The 15,463-nt window shown below is 73.1% G+C and carries 15 protein-coding genes; 9 read left to right on the top strand and 6 right to left on the bottom strand.

Annotation, left to right across the window (positions count from 1 at the left end):
• Positions 1–3: 3 nt before the first annotated feature.
• The gene (locus ACH34T_RS08330) at positions 4–483 is read left to right on the top strand and encodes a ribose-5-phosphate isomerase (RefSeq protein WP_395991410.1); all 480 of its coding nucleotides are present in this window, start codon (positions 4–6) and stop codon (positions 481–483) included.
• Between the two features lie 49 nt (positions 484–532).
• On the opposite strand, the gene ACH34T_RS08325 is transcribed toward ACH34T_RS08330, so the two are convergent.
• Complete coding sequence (locus tag ACH34T_RS08325; protein WP_395991409.1) at positions 533–799, bottom strand: hypothetical protein; 267 nt, start codon at positions 797–799, stop codon at positions 533–535.
• 121 nt (positions 800–920) lie between these two features.
• Between ACH34T_RS08325 and ACH34T_RS08320 the strand changes: the two genes are divergently transcribed.
• Complete coding sequence (locus tag ACH34T_RS08320; protein ID WP_395991408.1) at positions 921–2,039, top strand: PP2C family protein-serine/threonine phosphatase; 1,119 nt, start codon at positions 921–923, stop codon at positions 2,037–2,039.
• Between the two features lie 24 nt (positions 2,040–2,063).
• On the opposite strand, the gene ACH34T_RS08315 is transcribed toward ACH34T_RS08320, so the two are convergent.
• Entirely contained in the window at positions 2,064–3,245 is a 1,182-nt protein-coding gene (locus ACH34T_RS08315) for a serine/threonine-protein kinase (RefSeq protein ID WP_395991407.1), read from the bottom strand.
• Between the two features lie 412 nt (positions 3,246–3,657).
• On the opposite strand from ACH34T_RS08315, the gene ACH34T_RS08310 reads away from it, so the two are divergent.
• The gene (locus tag ACH34T_RS08310; protein WP_395991406.1) at positions 3,658–5,040 is read left to right on the top strand and encodes a sensor histidine kinase; all 1,383 of its coding nucleotides are present in this window, start codon (positions 3,658–3,660) and stop codon (positions 5,038–5,040) included.
• Between the two features lie 61 nt (positions 5,041–5,101).
• On the opposite strand, the gene ACH34T_RS08305 is transcribed toward ACH34T_RS08310, so the two are convergent.
• On the bottom strand, positions 5,102–6,520 hold the full coding sequence (locus ACH34T_RS08305; RefSeq protein ID WP_395991405.1) for an amidase: 1,419 nt from the start codon (positions 6,518–6,520) through the stop codon (positions 5,102–5,104).
• Between the two features lie 74 nt (positions 6,521–6,594).
• Here ACH34T_RS08305 and ACH34T_RS08300 point away from each other — a divergent pair, with 74 nt between their 5' ends.
• Both ACH34T_RS08300 and ACH34T_RS08295 read left to right on the top strand, forming a co-directional pair.
• Positions 6,595–8,082 (top strand): carboxyl transferase domain-containing protein, encoded by a 1,488-nt coding sequence (locus ACH34T_RS08300; protein ID WP_395991789.1) that lies wholly within the window; start codon positions 6,595–6,597, stop codon positions 8,080–8,082.
• Positions 8,079–8,696 carry a class I SAM-dependent DNA methyltransferase gene (locus tag ACH34T_RS08295; RefSeq protein WP_395991404.1) on the top strand — a complete coding sequence of 206 codons (618 nt, stop codon included), beginning with the start codon at positions 8,079–8,081 and terminating at the stop codon, positions 8,694–8,696. The genes ACH34T_RS08300 and ACH34T_RS08295 overlap by 4 nt, the downstream gene beginning before the upstream one ends.
• A 40-nt stretch (positions 8,697–8,736) precedes the next feature.
• On the opposite strand, the gene ACH34T_RS08290 is transcribed toward ACH34T_RS08295, so the two are convergent.
• On the bottom strand, positions 8,737–9,018 hold the full coding sequence (locus tag ACH34T_RS08290; RefSeq protein WP_395991403.1) for a hypothetical protein: 282 nt from the start codon (positions 9,016–9,018) through the stop codon (positions 8,737–8,739).
• Between the two features lie 212 nt (positions 9,019–9,230).
• Between ACH34T_RS08290 and ACH34T_RS08285 the strand changes: the two genes are divergently transcribed.
• Positions 9,231–9,953, top strand: coding sequence for a type 1 glutamine amidotransferase (locus ACH34T_RS08285; RefSeq protein WP_395991402.1), 723 nt, complete (start codon positions 9,231–9,233; stop codon positions 9,951–9,953).
• On the opposite strand, the gene ACH34T_RS08280 is transcribed toward ACH34T_RS08285, so the two are convergent.
• A complete protein-coding gene (locus tag ACH34T_RS08280; RefSeq protein WP_395991401.1) occupies positions 9,937–10,620 on the bottom strand; it encodes a gamma-glutamyl-gamma-aminobutyrate hydrolase family protein in 684 nt (227 codons plus the stop codon). The two genes, ACH34T_RS08285 and ACH34T_RS08280, sit on opposite strands and share 17 nt — an antisense overlap.
• Entirely contained in the window at positions 10,617–12,086 is a 1,470-nt protein-coding gene (locus tag ACH34T_RS08275) for an aldehyde dehydrogenase family protein (RefSeq protein ID WP_395991400.1), read from the bottom strand. The genes ACH34T_RS08280 and ACH34T_RS08275 overlap by 4 nt, the downstream gene beginning before the upstream one ends.
• A gap of 108 nt (positions 12,087–12,194) precedes the next feature.
• Here ACH34T_RS08275 and ACH34T_RS08270 point away from each other — a divergent pair, with 108 nt between their 5' ends.
• The 3 genes from ACH34T_RS08270 to ACH34T_RS08260 are packed head-to-tail and all read left to right on the top strand — an operon-like array spanning position 12,195 to position 15,378.
• Entirely contained in the window at positions 12,195–13,643 is a 1,449-nt protein-coding gene (locus tag ACH34T_RS08270; protein WP_395991399.1) for an aldehyde dehydrogenase, read from the top strand.
• Entirely contained in the window at positions 13,631–14,533 is a 903-nt protein-coding gene (locus ACH34T_RS08265; protein WP_395991398.1) for a 3,4-dihydroxyphenylacetate 2,3-dioxygenase, read from the top strand. Before ACH34T_RS08270 ends, ACH34T_RS08265 begins: the two co-directional genes overlap by 13 nt.
• Positions 14,533–15,378 (top strand): fumarylacetoacetate hydrolase family protein, encoded by an 846-nt coding sequence (locus ACH34T_RS08260; RefSeq protein ID WP_395991397.1) that lies wholly within the window; start codon positions 14,533–14,535, stop codon positions 15,376–15,378. The genes ACH34T_RS08265 and ACH34T_RS08260 overlap by 1 nt, the downstream gene beginning before the upstream one ends.
• Positions 15,379–15,463: the final 85 nt, after the last annotated feature.

Raw genomic sequence — 15,463 nt, 5'->3', positions numbered from 1 at the left:
CCCATGCGCGTGTTTCTTGGGACCGACCATGCCGGCTTCGAGCTGAAGGAGCACCTGGTCTCCTGGCTGAAGGAGAACGGGCACGAGGCCGTGGACTGCGGCGCGTCCGAGTACGACGCCGCGGACGACTACCCGCCGTTCGTCCTGCGGGCCGCCGAGCGGACGGCCGCCGAGCCCGGCACGCTCGGCGTCGTGATCGGCGGTTCCGGCAACGGCGAGGCGATCGCGGCCAACAAGGTCAAGGGCGTGCGGGCCGCGCTGGTCTGGAACGAGGACACCGCCAGGCTCGCCCGCGAGCACAACGACGCGAACGTCATCAGCCTCGGCGCCCGGCAGCACGACCTCGCGACCGCGACGCGGTTCCTGGAGCTGTTCCTGGAGACCCCCTACTCCGGGGAGCAGCGCCACACCCGCCGGATCAGGATGCTCGGCGGCTACGAGGACACCGGCGATCTCCCGCCCCTGCCGCACGAGAACGGGTAGCGGACCTGCCGCACGAGAACCGAGTAGCGGAGCCGATCGTCCGCCGGGCCTAGATTCCGTTCGGTCCTGGCGGTTTGCGGGCGCCGCGCTTGCCGAGGCGGCGCCGCTCGTTCTTGGCGGCCTTCGTCCGCTTGGCGGGCTCGGCCTGCTGCCGGCCGCCCGACCCCGACCCCGATCCCGGCTCTGTGGCCGCCGCAGGGCCGTTTCCCGATCCCCGGTCGGCTCCCGGCGGCTGCTCGCCCTCCGGCCGCGGACGGGACACGTCCCGCGCCCGCATCGCCGCGTCCACCGTGATCCGCATGCCCGGCTGCCCCATCGAACCGCCTCCTCGCCCACCAGCCACCTACTGGATGATACGGAGCTGGACCGGTGCAACAGGTCACCCATGGTCCGGATGCCGACCGGCGACGGCGATTGCTCGATACAGTGCCCGAGTCATGCTTCAACGACTGGTGCAGCTCCTACCGCCGCGAGTCCGCGACGTGCTGCGCAGGATTCCGCTGCTCGTGGCGTTCTACCGGTGGCTCAGGCGGGGGAAGCTGACCCGCGAGCGGTACGTCTTCGCGGCGCTCGCGATGATCGCGATCGCGATCGGGCTGGCCACGTCCAGCGACTCGCGCGGGCTGGCCCCGTCCGGCGCGCTGGTGCTGATCGTCCTCGGCGGCGGGCTGCTGCTGAAGGTGCGGAGCCTGGTCGCGCTGATCGCCGTGGTGGTGGCGGTGACGGCCTACAACGCCTGGCACGACGCCGCCGCGATCGGCCCCGGCATGGTCGCCACGCTGTCGATCACCGCGGTGCTCGCGCTGTCCCTGGCCAGGACGCGGCAGAAGCTCGGCGTGCAGGGCCTGCGCGGCGACTCGATGCTGCTGGAGCTCCGCGACCGGCTGCAGCGCCAGGGCGAGATGCCCGTGCTCCCGGACGGCTGGGGCACGCAGGTCGTGCTGCTGCAGGCCGGCGGGTCGTCGTTCGGCGGCGACTTCGTGGTGTCGTCCTGCGAGGGCGACTCGCTGGAGGTGGCGCTGGTCGACGTGTCCGGCAAGGGCACCGACGCGGGGACGCGCGCGCTGATGCTCTCCGGTGCGTTCGGGGGGCTTCTTGGATCGGTCCAGCCTGATCGTTTCCTGCCCGCCTGCAACGCCTACCTGCAGCGCCAGCGGTGGGACGAGGGGTTCGTCACGGCCGTGCACGTCGTCGTCGACCTGGCGACGGGGGAGTACACGGTCGAGTCGGCGGGGCATCCGCCGGCCGTCCAGTTCGACGCGGGCAGCGGCGCCTGGCAGGTCAGCTCCGCCAAGGGCGTGGTCCTCGGTGTCGTCCCCGACCTGAAGTGCGTTCCCGAGCAGGGGACGCTGCGTCCGGGCGACGCGCTGCTCCTCTACACCGACGGGCTGGTCGAGTCGCCGGGCAGCGATCTGGACGCCGGCATCGACCGGCTGCTCGGGGAGGCGGAGCGGCTCGTCCCGCAGGGGTTCGGCAGCGGCGCGCGGGAACTGGTGGAGACGATGGCCGCGACCCGCGACGACGACTGCGCCCTGGTCGTGATCTGGCGCACCTGACGCCCCCCGTCCCCGGGCGCCGTCCTAGTGGCGCCTGTGCCTGGTGGGCGGCGTGAGCTGGTGGGCGCCCTTGTGGTGCGTCCGTCCGGCGAGGATGGCGCCGATCACCACGGTGCCGGCGGCCGCCCCGAGGCCCGCCAGCAGGCGCGCCCGCGTGGACGACATCGCGCCCGCCATCCCGATCGGCGTGAACGCCTTGGTGTCGGTCTCCACGCCCCGCCCCGGCGAGCCCGCACCGGACGGGCCGGACGGACGGGCCCGAGCGGCCGGGCCGGACGGAGAGCCCGGACCGGACGGGCCGGGCGGATCGGATCGGTCGGACCGCCTGGGCGCGGCGCAGACCGGCGTCCCGGCCGTCGAGCGCGTCCATCCCGCCGCGGGCCAGGCGTCGGTCGGCGGCTGCTCCACGAGCGCGAGCAGCAGGTCCGACGCGGTCGGACGGTCCATCGGGTTCTTCGCCAGCGCGGCCCGCACCGCCGGGACCAGCGATCCCGGCAGGCCCGACAGATCGGGCGTGTCGGCGCACGTCCGGAGGGTCGCCGGGTCGCCGCCGATGGGCATCCGTCCCGTCCCGGCGTGGGCGATGAGGCAGCCCCAGGCGAACACGTCGGCCGCCGGCGTCGCGGGCCCGCCGATGAGCACCTCCGGCGCCATCCAGCCCGGGGTGCCGAGGACCTTGCCGGTCGCGGACGTCACGCTGATGGAGTCCTGGCTGCGGGCGATGCCGAAGTCGATCACGCGGCAGCCGGACAGGGTGAGCATCACGTTGGCGGGCTTCAGGTCGCGGTGCACCAGGCCCGCCGCGTGGATCGCCGCGAGCGCCGACGCGACGCCTACGGCGACGCCGTGCAGGTCGGCGGCCCGCAGCGGGCCGTCGTCGACGAGCCGGTCGTGCAGCGAGACGCCGCCCACGTACTCGGTGACGAGGTAGGGGCGGCCCTCCTCCTCGCCGTGCGCGAGGACCCGTGCCGTGCAGAACGAGGCGACGCGGCCGGCGAGGTACGCCTCGTCCAGGAAGCGCCGCCGGTAGGACGGGTCGCCGGCGAGGTGCGGGTGGATGGTCTTCACGGCGACCCGCCCGCCGGACACCGGGTCGGTGCCGAGATAGACGGTGCCCATGCCGCCGGACCCGAGGCGGCCGAGCAGCGTGTGCCCGCCGACCTCGCGCGGGTCCGCGGGTTCGAGCGGCCTGATGTCTCCGTCCATGGGTCTTTCCGGCCCCCTTGCTCTCCTCGTGACCGTGCATCCCCGTTCGGCGGCGGATTATTGGGGCGTCTTCCCAGGAAGTGCCCGGAAACGTGATCGTCACGTCGATGTCGCGCCCCGTGCATCTGGGCACGGCAGAGTGGGCGTCGGTTCGGCAGCACGGCCCGGTCCCGTCGGAATTTCCTCCTCGGCGCGCGGACGGCGGGCGGCGCCGGACCAGGTGCCCGCACGGGCGGCTCCCCAGGGGTGGGAGGCGCCGCCCGCGCGGGCATCCGTCCGTTGCGAGCCGGTATCAGGCGATGTTTCGCAGGGCAATGGGCAGGTAACAACCAGTTCTGCGTTCACCCCCCAGGCGCGGAGCGCGGCGCGGACCCGGTGCCGCGTGCGAGCCGGAAGGGGGAGGGGCGCCGGGGTGCGGATTTCCGTGGGCAGGCTCTCGCCGTCGCGCTGGTCGGTGCGGACGCGCGTGACGGCCGCCGCGACCCTCATCGTCCTCATCCTGCTGGTGGCCGTGGTCGTCCTCTTCTACCAGGCCGTCCGCGGCACCGTGTACGGGGACCTGCACGACCGCGGGAGCTTCGTCGTCACCGATCTGACCACGATCGTGAGCACCACCGACCCGCACGGCACGCTGCCCGTCCAGGACCCGGACTTCACGCTCCTCCAGGTCGTGAACGCGGAGGGCGGGCTGGTCGCGTCGAGCGAGTCGCTGCACGGCCGCGGCCCGCTGGACGTGCCGCCGCCGCGCGTGCCGGGCCGTCCCGACTACCGCACCGTCGACATCCCGGGAAAGGGCGCGGTCTACCTGGTCACCGACAGCGTCCGGACGCCCGACGGCTTGCGGATCGTCCACGCCGGCGCCCCCATCAGCGCGCTCACCCAGTACAAAGGGCTGGTCATCGGCCTGCTCGCGGGGTCGGTGCTGCTCGCCACCGGGGCGGTCGGCTGGATCGTGTCGCTGTCGGTGCGGCGGGCGCTGCGCCCGGTCCGGGTGATGAGCGCCGAGCTCGCCGAGATCACCGGCCGGGGGACGGGACGCCGGGTGACCGTCCCCGGGCCGAACGACGAGGTGTCCGAGCTCGGCGAGTCGGTGAACGTGACGTTGAGCAGGCTGGAGGCCGTCATGGCCCGGCAGCGCGGCTTCGTCGCGGACGTCTCGCACGAGCTGCGCAGCCCGCTCACCGGGCTCCGCGCCCAGCTGGAGGTGGCGCTGGAGCGTCCGGACGACGAGGACTGGCCCGCCGTCGCCCGGGCCGCGCTCGCCGACGCCGACCGGCTCCAGGGCATCGTCAGCGACCTGCTGATCCTCGCCAAGCTGGGCGCGGGCGTGCACGTCGCGCGGGAGCGGGTCGATCTCGGCGAGCTGGTCCGGGCGGAGGTGGCGCGGCGTCCGCGGCGGGTGCCGGTCGAGGTCGAGGTGGACGAGCGGGTCGTGGTGCGGGCCACGGCGCACCATGTGGTCAGGCTGCTGACGAACCTGCTCGACAACGCAGAGCGGCACGCCGCGTCGCGGGTGTGGGTCACCGCGACCCCGGAGGGGGACGAGGCCGTCCTGCAGGTCCTGGACGACGGCGCCGGCATCGCCCCCGAGGACCGCGAACGGATCTTCTGGCGGTTCCAGCGGCTGGCCGAGGGCCGCGAACGCGACAGCGGCGGCACCGGCCTCGGGCTGACGATCTCCCGCGACATCGCCCGCGCGCACGGCGGGACGCTGGTCGCCGCGGACAGCGACAAGGGCGCGCGGTTCGTCCTGCGCCTCCCGCTCGACAAGCCGTCGAGGTTTCCGGGCCCCTGACCGTCCACCTCGGCCGGGCACTGACCGCCCATCCGGCCTTGCTGGGCCGATCCAGGCGGGGTCAGGCGATGGGCGGGCGGCGGGCGCCGTGGCGGGTGGCCTGCTCGAAGGCGTGGCCGATCCGGAGGACGTCGAGGTCAGCGCGGTGCGGGCCGACGATCTGCAGCCCGACCGGCAGGCCGTCCCCCGTGAAACCGGCCGGGACCGACAGGGCCGGGCAGCCGGTCGCCGAGACGAGGAAGCAGGACCGCATCCACTCCAGGTAGTCGGGCATCGGATGCCCGGCGACCTCGTCCGGGTACTCGATCGCGGCGTCGAACGGCGGCACCTGGCTGACCGGGAGCAGCAGCGCGTCGTACCGTCCGAAGAACTCCCGGACACGGTGGAACAGCGCCGTGTGGAGCGTCTCGGCGCGTCCGACGTCGGCGCCGGTGAGGGCGCGGCCCGCGTCGATGTTCGCGGCGAGCGACGCCTTGAAGTCGGCGCGCCGCTCGGCGAGGAGGGCGCCGAGCGCGAGGTCCCACTGCCAGGCGCGCAGCGTCCGGAAGACCTCGTCCGCGCCCGACAGGTCAGGACACGCCTCCTCCACCGTGCAGCCGAGCTCCTCGAACACCTTCACCGCCGGTGCGAGGACGCCGGTGACCGCCGGGTCGACGGGCACCGTTCCGCCGAGGTCGGGGGACCAGGCGATCCGCAGCCCGGCGACGTCCCGGTCGAGCGGGCCCGCGAACGCCGACCCCGGTGTCTCCAGCGCGATCGGGCTGCGCGGGTCGGGCCCGGCGAGCACGGACAGCAGCAGCGCCACGTCCGCCACCTCGCGGGCCATCGGCCCCTGGACGCCCATCGTCGACCAGCCCGCGGGCACCGGCCACGACGGCACCCGTCCCGGGGACGGACGGAACCCGACGACGTTGCAGAACGACGCGGGGTTGCGCAGCGAGCCGCCCATGTCGCTGCCGTCCGCGATCGGATGCATCCCGCAGGCCAGCGCGGCCGCCGCGCCGCCGCTGCTGCCGCCCGCCGACCGCGACGGGTCGTAGGGGTTGCGGGTGAGGCCGAACACGGGGTTGAACGTGTGCGACCCGGCGGCGAACTCCGGCACGTTCGTCTTGCCGATCGCGACGGCCCCGGCGGCGCGCATCCGCTCGACGACGAGCTCGTCGGCGTCCGGGACGAGGTCCGCGAAGATCGGCGAACCGGAGGTCGTGCGGATCCCTCGGGTGGCGTGCGTGTCCTTGTGGGCGACGGGCAGCCCGTGCAGGGGGCCGGCGGCGTCTCCGGCGGCGAGGCGCTCGTCGGCGTCCAGCGCTTGTTGCATCGCCCGCTCGGCGACCAGCGTCACGATGGCGTTGACCTGCGGGTTCGTCCGCTCGATCTGGTCCAGGTGCGCCTGGACGACGTCCCGCGCCGACAGCTCCCGCGCCCGCATCCGGCGGACGAGCTCCCGCGCGGACGCGAAGTGGATCTCCTCTGACACCACGATTCTCCTTCTCCCGGCTGCGCCCCAGTCTCCACCTCCCCCGGCAGGCGGGCTGACCTGGCCCTGCGGTCATGATGGATGCCGTGACGGAACGAGCCGGGGCGCGCGAGCTGCTGCGCCGCGTCCTGGACGCGGACGGCTGGACGTCCTGGGACACCCCGCCCGCCGCGCACCCCGACCCGTCGTCGTCCTACGGCCGGGACCTGGCCGCCGCCCGCGACCGCAGCGGCTGCGACGAGGCCGTCCGCACGGGCGAGGGCCGCCTGCGGGGCCGCCGCGTCGCGTTCGTCGTGTCGGAGTTCCGTTTCCTCGCCGGTTCGATCGGCCTGGCCACCGCCGACCGGATCGTCGCGGCGGTGGAGCGCGCCACCGCCGAACGCCTGCCGCTGCTCGCCGCCCCGGCGTCCGGCGGAACCCGCATGCAGGAGGGGACGGCCGCGTTCGTCCAGATGGCCCGCATCACCGCCGCCGTCATGGCGCACCGCGCCGCCGGGCTCCCGTACCTCGTCTACCTGCGCCATCCCACGACCGGCGGCGTCTTCGCCTCCTGGGGGTCACTCGGCCATGTGACGGCCGCCGAACCCGGCGCGCTCATCGGGTTCCTGGGCCCGCGCGTATACGAGGGCCTGCACGGCGAGCCGTTCCCACCCGGCGTCCAAGTGGCGGAGAACCTCGCGGCAAAGGGACTCCTGGACGCCGTAGTCGGCATCGACGACCTGCCAGACGTGGCGTCCCGCACGCTGAACGTCCTCTGCGAGAAACCACCCGCGACCGCTCGGGCCACCGACCCGCCCTTCAGCGCGCCACCGGATATCCCGGCCTGGGAGTCGATCGAGCGATCCCGGCGTCCCGGTCGTCCGGGTGTCCGTGATCTGCTGCGCCTGGGTGCGTCCGACGTCACGCCGCTCTCCGGAACGGGGGAGGGCGAGTCCGGCCGGGGGTTGCTCCTCGCGCTCGCCCGTTTCGGTGACGCGCCCTGCGTCCTGATCGGCCAGGACCGCCAGAGCCAGCACACCGGCCACCCTCTCGGCCCGGCCGCCCTCCGCCTCGCGCGCCGCGGCATGCGCCTCGCCGCCGAACTGGCCCTCCCGCTGGTCACCGTCGTCGACACGCCGGGCGCCGCCTTGTCGGCCGAGGCGGAGGAGGGCGGCCTCGCCGGGGAGATCGCCCGCTGCCTCGCCGACCTGATCACGCTCCCCGCGCCGACGCTCTGCCTCCTCCTCGGCGAGGGCGCCGGCGGCGCGGCGCTCGCCCTCCTCCCCGCCGACCGCGTGCTCGTGGCCCGGCACGGCTGGCTCGCCCCGCTCCCGCCGGAGGGCGCCTCGCTGATCGTCCACCGGACCCCGTCCCGGGCGGACGAGCTGGCGGCCGCCCAGGGCGTCCGTTCGGCGGACCTCCTCCGCGACGGCGTGGCCGACGTCCTCGTGGACGAGCACCCCGACGCCGCCGACGAGCCGGAGCCGTTCTGCCGCCGCGCCTCGGCCGCCGTCGAACGGGAGCTGTCCGGCCTCGCCCCCGGCGCCCCGGCCGTCCGTGCGGCGCGCTACCGTCCCGAGCCATGACCGAAGCCGCCACCCGATCCGCGTACGACTCCGTCGCCGTCCTCTACGCCGACATGTTCCGCGACGTGATGGACGACCTGCCGTTCGACCGCGCCCTGCTCGCCGTCTTCGCCGAGCTGACCCGGGACTCCGGCCCGGTCGCCGACCTGGGCTGCGGCCCCGGCCGCCTCACCGGCCACCTCGCGTCCCTCGGGCTGCCCGCCTTCGGCGTCGACCTGTCGCCCGGGATGATCGCCCAGGCCCGCAAGGAGCATCCGGATCTCCGCTTCGACGTGGGCACCATCACGGCCCTCGACCTCGCCGACGGCAGCCTGGGCGGCATCCTCGCCTGGTACTCCACCATCCACGCCGCCCCCGAGGACCTGCCGCGGATCTTCGCCGAGTTCCACCGCGTCCTGGCCCCGGGCGGGCACCTGCTGATCGCCTTCCAGGCCTGCGAGGGCGACGCGCCACAGCCCTTCGACCACAAGGTCGCGCTCGCCTACCGCTGGCCGCTGGACCCGCTCTCGGCCCTGCTCCGCCGCGCGGGCCTGACCGAGGTGGCCCGCCTGCACCGCGAGGCCTCCGTGCACGAGCGCTTCCCCGCAGGCCACCTCTTGCTCCGCAAGCCGTGACCGCGGTCGCCAGACCCGGCGTTCTCTAGACCCGGCGTTCTTAGAGTTGGCGTTCCTTGACGTCGTCGTCCTGCCTGGCCGCAGGCACCAGCGCCCCGCTCCAACCACGCTGCCAGGGCCGCTGACGGCGCAGGCGGCGCGTCCCACGGCGGTGATCGCCCCGCGGGAAGAACGCGGCGACGAACCCGGCGGCCGCGACGGTGACGAGCGCGGCGAGGAACCAGGCCGCGATCTTGAGGCCGATGCATCCCCGGGCGCCATTCCGGCCCGGCGGATTCGAGAGGATCGGGTGCGCGTCGCCCGCCACGGTACTGTCCGCCATGTCGTTCGCTTTCTTTGTTCCGAGATGGCCCGCCCTTTATAGCGGTGACAGCATGTCATGAAACGACCACCCGTCGCATGACGGCAACCTGGAAGACCGACAACGTTCAGCCGCCCGCGAACGAATGGCCGCGACTGGCGGGGCCGTGGCGGGGCACGTGGTGTGTGCGGGGTGGCGAATGGTCGTTTGGGGCCTTACGATCTGGGGACGTCGTGGGGAGGGATTCAGTGCGGGCGCTCGTCGTGCAGCATGATCATGTTTCGCCGTCCGGGCCGGTGGGAGAGCGGCTTCGGGGGCGGGGGTTCGACATCACCGAGGTGTGCGTGGTGCCCGAGGAGCGGCATCTGACGCCGGACGTGCGGTTCGATTTCCCCGATCCGCGGGAGTGGGATCTCGTCGTGCCCATGGGCGCGCCCTGGTCGGTGGACGGTCCGGGCGTCGCCTCATGGGTCGAGCCTGAATTGCGGATGCTCGCCGCGGCGCATGACGCGGATGTGCCGGTTCTCGGGGTCTGCTTCGGCGGGCAGGCCCTCGCGGCGGCGCTCGGCGGGCGGGTGGAGCGGGCGCCGCGGGCGGAGATGGGGTGGGTCGGGGTCGAGACCGACGACCCGGAACTGGTGGGGGCCGGGCCCTGGTTCCAGTTCCATTTCGATCGGTGGGTTCTGCCGCCCGGCGCCGTGGAGGTCGCGCGGAGCGCCGTGTGTTCGCAGGCGTTCGTGGTGGGACGGTCGATGGGCGTGCAGTTCCATCCCGAGATCACGGCGGAGCAGTTCGGGCTCTGGCTGGAGAACGGCGCCGCGAGCCATATGCGGGCCAAGGGCGTCGACCCCGACGCGGTGATGGCGGAGGTCAAGCGGACGGAGGCCGACGCGGCCCGCCGCACGCACGCTCTCGTCGACGCCTTCCTGGACCGGGTGGCTATGCCGACACCCTGACCAGGGCGTCGAAGAGGGACTGCTGGGCCGGGTCGGCGGCGGCCGTGTCCTCGGGGTGCCATTGGACGGCCAAAAACCACGAGCCCGGGGACGTCAGTTCGGCGGCCTCAAGGGTGCCGTCGGCAGCCTGGGCCGTGGGCGTCAGGGAGGGCGCCAGGGTCGCCGTTGCCTGGTGGTGGTAGCAGGACGCGGTCGTCCGCTCGGATTCCAGGGTCTTGGCCAGGAGGGTGCCCGCCTTCACGGTCACCGGGTGGAGCTTGTGGCGGTGGTCTTCAGGCATGTGCTGGGTGAGGGTGCCGCCCAGGACGGTGTTCACCACCTGGAAGCCGCGGCAGATCGCGAGGGTGGGGATTTTCGCTTCAAGCGCGTGGGCGGCCAAGGCCATGTCGAAGGCGTCCTGGTCGTCGTTCATGTCGTAAAGGGACTCGTGTTCGGTTTCCACGCCGTAATGGCGGGGGTGGATATCACCGCCGCCCGGGAGGAGGAGGCCGTCGCAGCGGGTCAGCCGGGACGGTTCGTAAGGGCCCGCCGGATGCATGATGAATGGTTCGCCGCCCGCCCGGTAAACCGCCTCGACGAGGGCCTGGGCGGCGACCTCCGCCTTGTAGCGAAGAGCGGAGGCGGAGGCGGAGAAACGGGCCGGAAGGGCGATCAGCGGACGGGTCACAATTCGATCCACGTGGTCTTGAGATCGGTGTACTTGTCGAGGGCGTGGAGCGATTTGTCGCGGCCGTGGCCCGACTGCTTGACGCCGCCGAACGGGACGCTCATGTCGCCCTCTTCATAGCAGTTGACCCAGACCGTTCCGGCGCGGAGGGAGCGGGAGACCCGGTGGGCGGTGGAGAGATCGGACGTCCAGACGGCGGCGGCCAGGCCATAGTCGGTGTCGTTGGCCAGGGTGATCGCCTCGTCGACGCCGTCGAATTCCAGGACGGCCAGAACGGGGCCGAAGACCTCGTCGCGGGCTATCCGCATTCCCGGTTTGACCTGGTCGAAGACCGTGGGGGCGATGTGGCGGCCGTCCACCGTCGCGCCGGTGCGCAGGCGGGCGCCGTCCGACTTCGCGGCCTGGATGTGCGACATGACGCGGGCGTGGTGCGGCAGCGAGACCAGGGGGCCCATCTCGGTGGACGGGTCGAGCGGGTCGCCGGTGCGGAGGGCTTCGGCGCGGGCCACGACGCGGTCGACCACCCGGGACGCGATCGAGCGGTGCACCAGGAGGCGCGACGGGGCCGTGCACATCTCACCGGCGTTGAAGAAGATGCCCCAGGCGGCGGTGTCGGCGGCGGCGTCCAGGTCGGGGGCGTCCGGGAGGATGATGTTGGGGGACTTGCCGCCGAGTTCCAGCCAGACGCGCTTGAGGTTGGAGTCGGCGGCGTAGCGCAGGAAGTGGCGTCCGACCTCGGTGGAGCCGGTGAACGCGAGGACGTCCACGGACGGGTGCTCGCCGAGCGCGCGCCCGGCCACCTCGCCGGGGCCGTTGACGACGTTGAACACGCCGGGCGGCAGGCCCGCCTCGGCGGAGAGCGCGGCCAGGTGCAGGGCGGAGAGCGGGGACTCCTCGGCCGGTTTGAGGACGGCCGTGCAGCCGGCGGCGAGGGCGGGCGCGATCTTCCAGGCGGCCATGGTGAGCGGGAAGTTCCACGGGACGACCGCCGCGACCACGCCCACGGGCTCGCGCGTCACCAGGGCGAGGGACGAGCCCCCGGTGCGGGGCGACTCGTCCAGCTGCTTGTCGGCGGCCTCGGCGTACCAGCGGATGCAGTTGATCACGGCGCGCAGCTCGATGCCGAGGGCCTCGCTGATCGGCTTGCCCATCTCCAGGCTGATCAGGAGCGCGATCGTCGAGCGGTCGCGTTCGATCAGGCCGGCCCAGCGCAGGAGGGCGGCCTTGCGCTCGGCGGGGGCGAGGCGGGGCCAGGGGCCGGTGTCGAAGGCGCGGCGGGCGGCGGCGACGGCGGCGTCCACCTCGGACCGGCCGGCGGACGCGATGTGCGCGATCGTCTTGCCGTCGCGGGGCGAGCTGACGGGGGTCGAGCCCGTGCCGGTGAACTCGCCGTCGACGTGGTGGCCGGTGTGCGGGACGAGCCCGGCCGCACGGGCGCGCCATTCCTCGTACGGGACGTCGGTCACGGACCCTCCTCTAGAGTCGTTTGTACCCGAACAGTAGCGTCGGCGGCTTGACCGCCGCCATCCCGGGTTCCTAGATTATTTGGGACCAAACAAAATGGAGGTGGAGCGATGGCAAGCGTCGCGGGCGTCGCCGTCGAGCCCGGACACTGGATCGGCGGAGAGCGCACCGGCTCGGCGGCGACGTTCACCAGCGTGTCGCCGATCGACGAGCGTCCGATCGCGGAGATCGCGCGGGGCGGGGCGGCGGAGGCGGAGGCCGCCGTGGCCGCCGCGCGCCGCGCCTTCCCCGCCTGGGCCAGGACGAGCCGGGACGAGCGGGCGCGGCTGCTGCACGCCATCGCCGACGGCGTGGAGAAGCGGATCGAGGAGCTCGCCCAGGTCGAGACGGCCGACAACGGGGCGCTGATCCGCTCCCACCGGCGCGGGGTGATGCCCCGGGTCGCGCACAACTTCCGGTTCTTCGCCGACTGGCTGCTGAAACTCGGCCACGACGACTTCGAGACCCGGGGCCACACCAACCATGTCAGCTGGGACCCGGCGGGCGTCGCGGCGCTCATCACCCCCTGGAACGCGCCGCTGATGCTCGCCACGTGGAAGATCGCGCCCGCGCTGGCGGCCGGGAACACCGTCGTGCTCAAGCCCGCCGAGTGGACGCCCCTCACCGCGTCGCTGCTGGCCGATATCACCGCCGAGGCCGGGCTTCCGGACGGCGTGTTCAACGTCGTCCAGGGGTATGGCGCGGAGGTCGGCGGGCCGCTGACCGCGCATCCCGGCGTCAACCGGATCAGCTTCACCGGATCGGTTCCGACGGCCCGGACGATCTCCGCCGCGGCCGCGCCCAACCTGACGCCGCTGTCGCTGGAACTGGGCGGCAAGTCGCCGCTGCTGGTGTTCGCCGACGCCGATCTCGACCTCGCGGTCGACCTGGCCGTCGAGCAGTACGACAACGCCGGGCAGGTCTGCCTCGCCGCGACGCGGCTGCTCGTCGAGTCGTCCGTCGCGGACGAGTTCACCGCGCGTTTCGTGGAGAAGGCGTCCCGGCTCAGGCAGGGCGATCCGCGCGAGGACGCCACCGACATCGGGCCGCAGGTCCATCGCCGCCATCTGGAACGCGTGGACGGGTTCGTCCGGCGGGCCGGGGAGGCGGGGGCGCGCGCGCTCATCGGCGGCGGCCCGAACGAGGAACTGGGCGGCCTCTACTACCGGCCGACCCTGTTCACCGACGCCCAGGAAGGGGCCGAGATCCTCACGGAAGAGGTGTTCGGGCCCGTCCTGACACTCCAGACGTTCGACACCGAAGAGCAGGCTGTCGCGATGGCGAACGGCACCCGGTTCGGGCTCGCCGCCACGCTCGCCACCGGTGATCCAGAGCGCGCGCGGCGCGTGACGGAGCAGCTCGTGGCGGGGACGGTGTGGGTCAACTGCTTCTTCGTCCGCGACCTGAAGGCCCCGTTCGGCGGGTCCCGGCAGTCCGGGGTCGGACGCGAGGGCGGCGACTGGAGCTTCGATTTCTACTGCGACCTGAAGAACACGGTGACGGCACCATGGGCGAGATAGTCGGCGCGGGTCTCCTCGCGCACGTTCCCACGATCGTCCTGCCCGAGGTCACTCGGCGCGAGCTGAACGGCGGTGAGGACACCACGCTCGTCCCCGGCCTGCAAAGGCTGCGCAAGGACGTCTTCGAGAAGGACGACTACGACACCGTCGTCGTCCTGGACTCGCATTGGGCGACGACCGTCGAGTTCGTCACCACCGCGCAGGATCGCCGGGCCGGGCTGTACACGTCCGAGGAACTGCCGCGCGGCATGTGCCGCATGCCGTACGACTTCCCCGGGGACCCCGAGCTGGCCCACGCGGTCGCGCGCTACGCCGACAAGCACGGGACGTGGATCACCCCGATCGACGACCCGTACCTGCCGATCTACTACGCCACCGTCAACCTGTGGACGCACCTCGGCGTGCGCGACGACCCGTACCTCGGCGACCCCGGGAAGCGGTGGATCTCGATCGGCGTCTGCCAGACCGCCGACACCGAGGACTTCCTGCGCCTCGGCCGCGCCCTCGGCGACGCCGTCGCGGCCACGGACCGGCGCGTGCTGCTGATCGCGTCGGGCGCGCTGTCGCACACGTTCTGGCCGCTGCGGGTGATCCGCGACCACGAGGCGTCCGGGCCCGAGCACATCTTCACCCCGGCGGCGCGGGCCGCTGACGAGGAGCGCATCGCCTGGCTCCGCAAGGGCGACCACGGCCGGGTGCTCGACACCATGCCGGAGTTCCTGACCTTCAAGCCGGAGGCCCGCTTCGGCCACTACCTGATGATGATCGGCGCCCTGGGGGAGCACGCCTGCACGGCCCCGGGACGCCTCTACAGCGAGTACGAGAACTCCGTCGGGACGGGCCAGGTGCACATCTGGTTCGACCGCCCAGAGACCGGATGGACCGCGTAATGCCTGAATACCGACGGATCCTGCTCGATGGCGCCGCCACCCAGGTCATCAGGGACGGCGACGACCTCGTCAGCGCGGACGGCCGGAGGGTGCGGGCGGACGACGCCGTCCATCTGCCGCCGTGCGAGCCGTCCAAGGTCGTCGCGGTGCATCTCAACCACCGCAGCCGCGTCGAGGAGTTCCAGACGAAACTTCCGCCCGCGCCGACGTTCTTCCACAAGCCGATCTCGGCGCTGAACGCGCACGGCGGGGCGGTCGTCCGTCCCGAGCGGTGCAAGTACCTCAACTACGAGGGCGAGATCGCGATCGTCATCGGGCGGACGGCCCGCAACGTCACGCCGAAGGAGGCCGGCGACTACATCGCGGGCTACACGGTCGCCAACGACTACGGCCTGCACGACTTCCGCGACACCGACGCCGGGTCGATGCTGCGCGTGAAGGGCTCCGACACCCTGTGCCCGCTCGGCCCCGGCCTCGTCACCGGCTGGGACTTCCACGGCAAGTACCTGCGGACGTACGTGAACGGCGAACTGGTGCAGGACGGCAGCACCGACGAGATGGAGTGGGACATGCACTACCTCGTCGCCGACATCGCCCGCACCATCACGCTCTACCCCGGCGACGTGCTGCTGTCGGGGACGCCGGCGAACTCGCGTCCCGTCCGGCCGGGCGACGTCGTGGAGGTCGAGGCGGAGGGGCTCGGACGGCTCCGCAACCACATCGTCGCCGGTCCCGTGCCGATCCGGGACGACTGCGGCGCCCAGCCGACCGAGTCGGAGGAGGTCATCTCCACCGCGTTCGGCGGCGACTGGGAGTTCCGCGGCATCCGCGCCCCGCGCCGCTAGCGGTCGCCGCCGGTCGTCGGGCGTCCGCGCGGGCGGCCCCCCGGGGGGGGGCGCCGCCCGCACTTCTGTCTAAAGAATCTTGGGC

The sequence above is a fragment of the Actinomadura sp. 9N215 genome (genome assembly GCF_044326345.1).
Taxonomy (GTDB): domain Bacteria; phylum Actinomycetota; class Actinomycetes; order Streptosporangiales; family Streptosporangiaceae; genus Spirillospora.
Note: the sequence above shows the minus strand (reverse complement) of the source record. Positions and strands in the feature narration are given on the sequence as shown.

Coding starts and splice junctions, on each gene's coding strand:
- ACH34T_RS08315 (WP_395991407.1), bottom strand. CDS start 3,245: ATGGACGGAGACATCAGGCCGCTCGAACCCGCGGACCCGCGCGAGGTC.
- ACH34T_RS08290 (WP_395991403.1), bottom strand. CDS start 9,018: ATGGCGGACAGTACCGTGGCGGGCGACGCGCACCCGATCCTCTCGAAT.
- ACH34T_RS08260 (WP_395991397.1), top strand. CDS start 14,533: ATGCCTGAATACCGACGGATCCTGCTCGATGGCGCCGCCACCCAGGTC.
- ACH34T_RS08325 (WP_395991409.1), bottom strand. CDS start 799: ATGGGGCAGCCGGGCATGCGGATCACGGTGGACGCGGCGATGCGGGCG.
- ACH34T_RS08270 (WP_395991399.1), top strand. CDS start 12,195: ATGGCAAGCGTCGCGGGCGTCGCCGTCGAGCCCGGACACTGGATCGGC.
- ACH34T_RS08295 (WP_395991404.1), top strand. CDS start 8,079: ATGACCGAAGCCGCCACCCGATCCGCGTACGACTCCGTCGCCGTCCTC.
- ACH34T_RS08320 (WP_395991408.1), top strand. CDS start 921: ATGCTTCAACGACTGGTGCAGCTCCTACCGCCGCGAGTCCGCGACGTG.
- ACH34T_RS08300 (WP_395991789.1), top strand. CDS start 6,595: ATGGATGCCGTGACGGAACGAGCCGGGGCGCGCGAGCTGCTGCGCCGC.
- ACH34T_RS08265 (WP_395991398.1), top strand. CDS start 13,631: ATGGGCGAGATAGTCGGCGCGGGTCTCCTCGCGCACGTTCCCACGATC.
- ACH34T_RS08330 (WP_395991410.1), top strand. CDS start 4: ATGCGCGTGTTTCTTGGGACCGACCATGCCGGCTTCGAGCTGAAGGAG.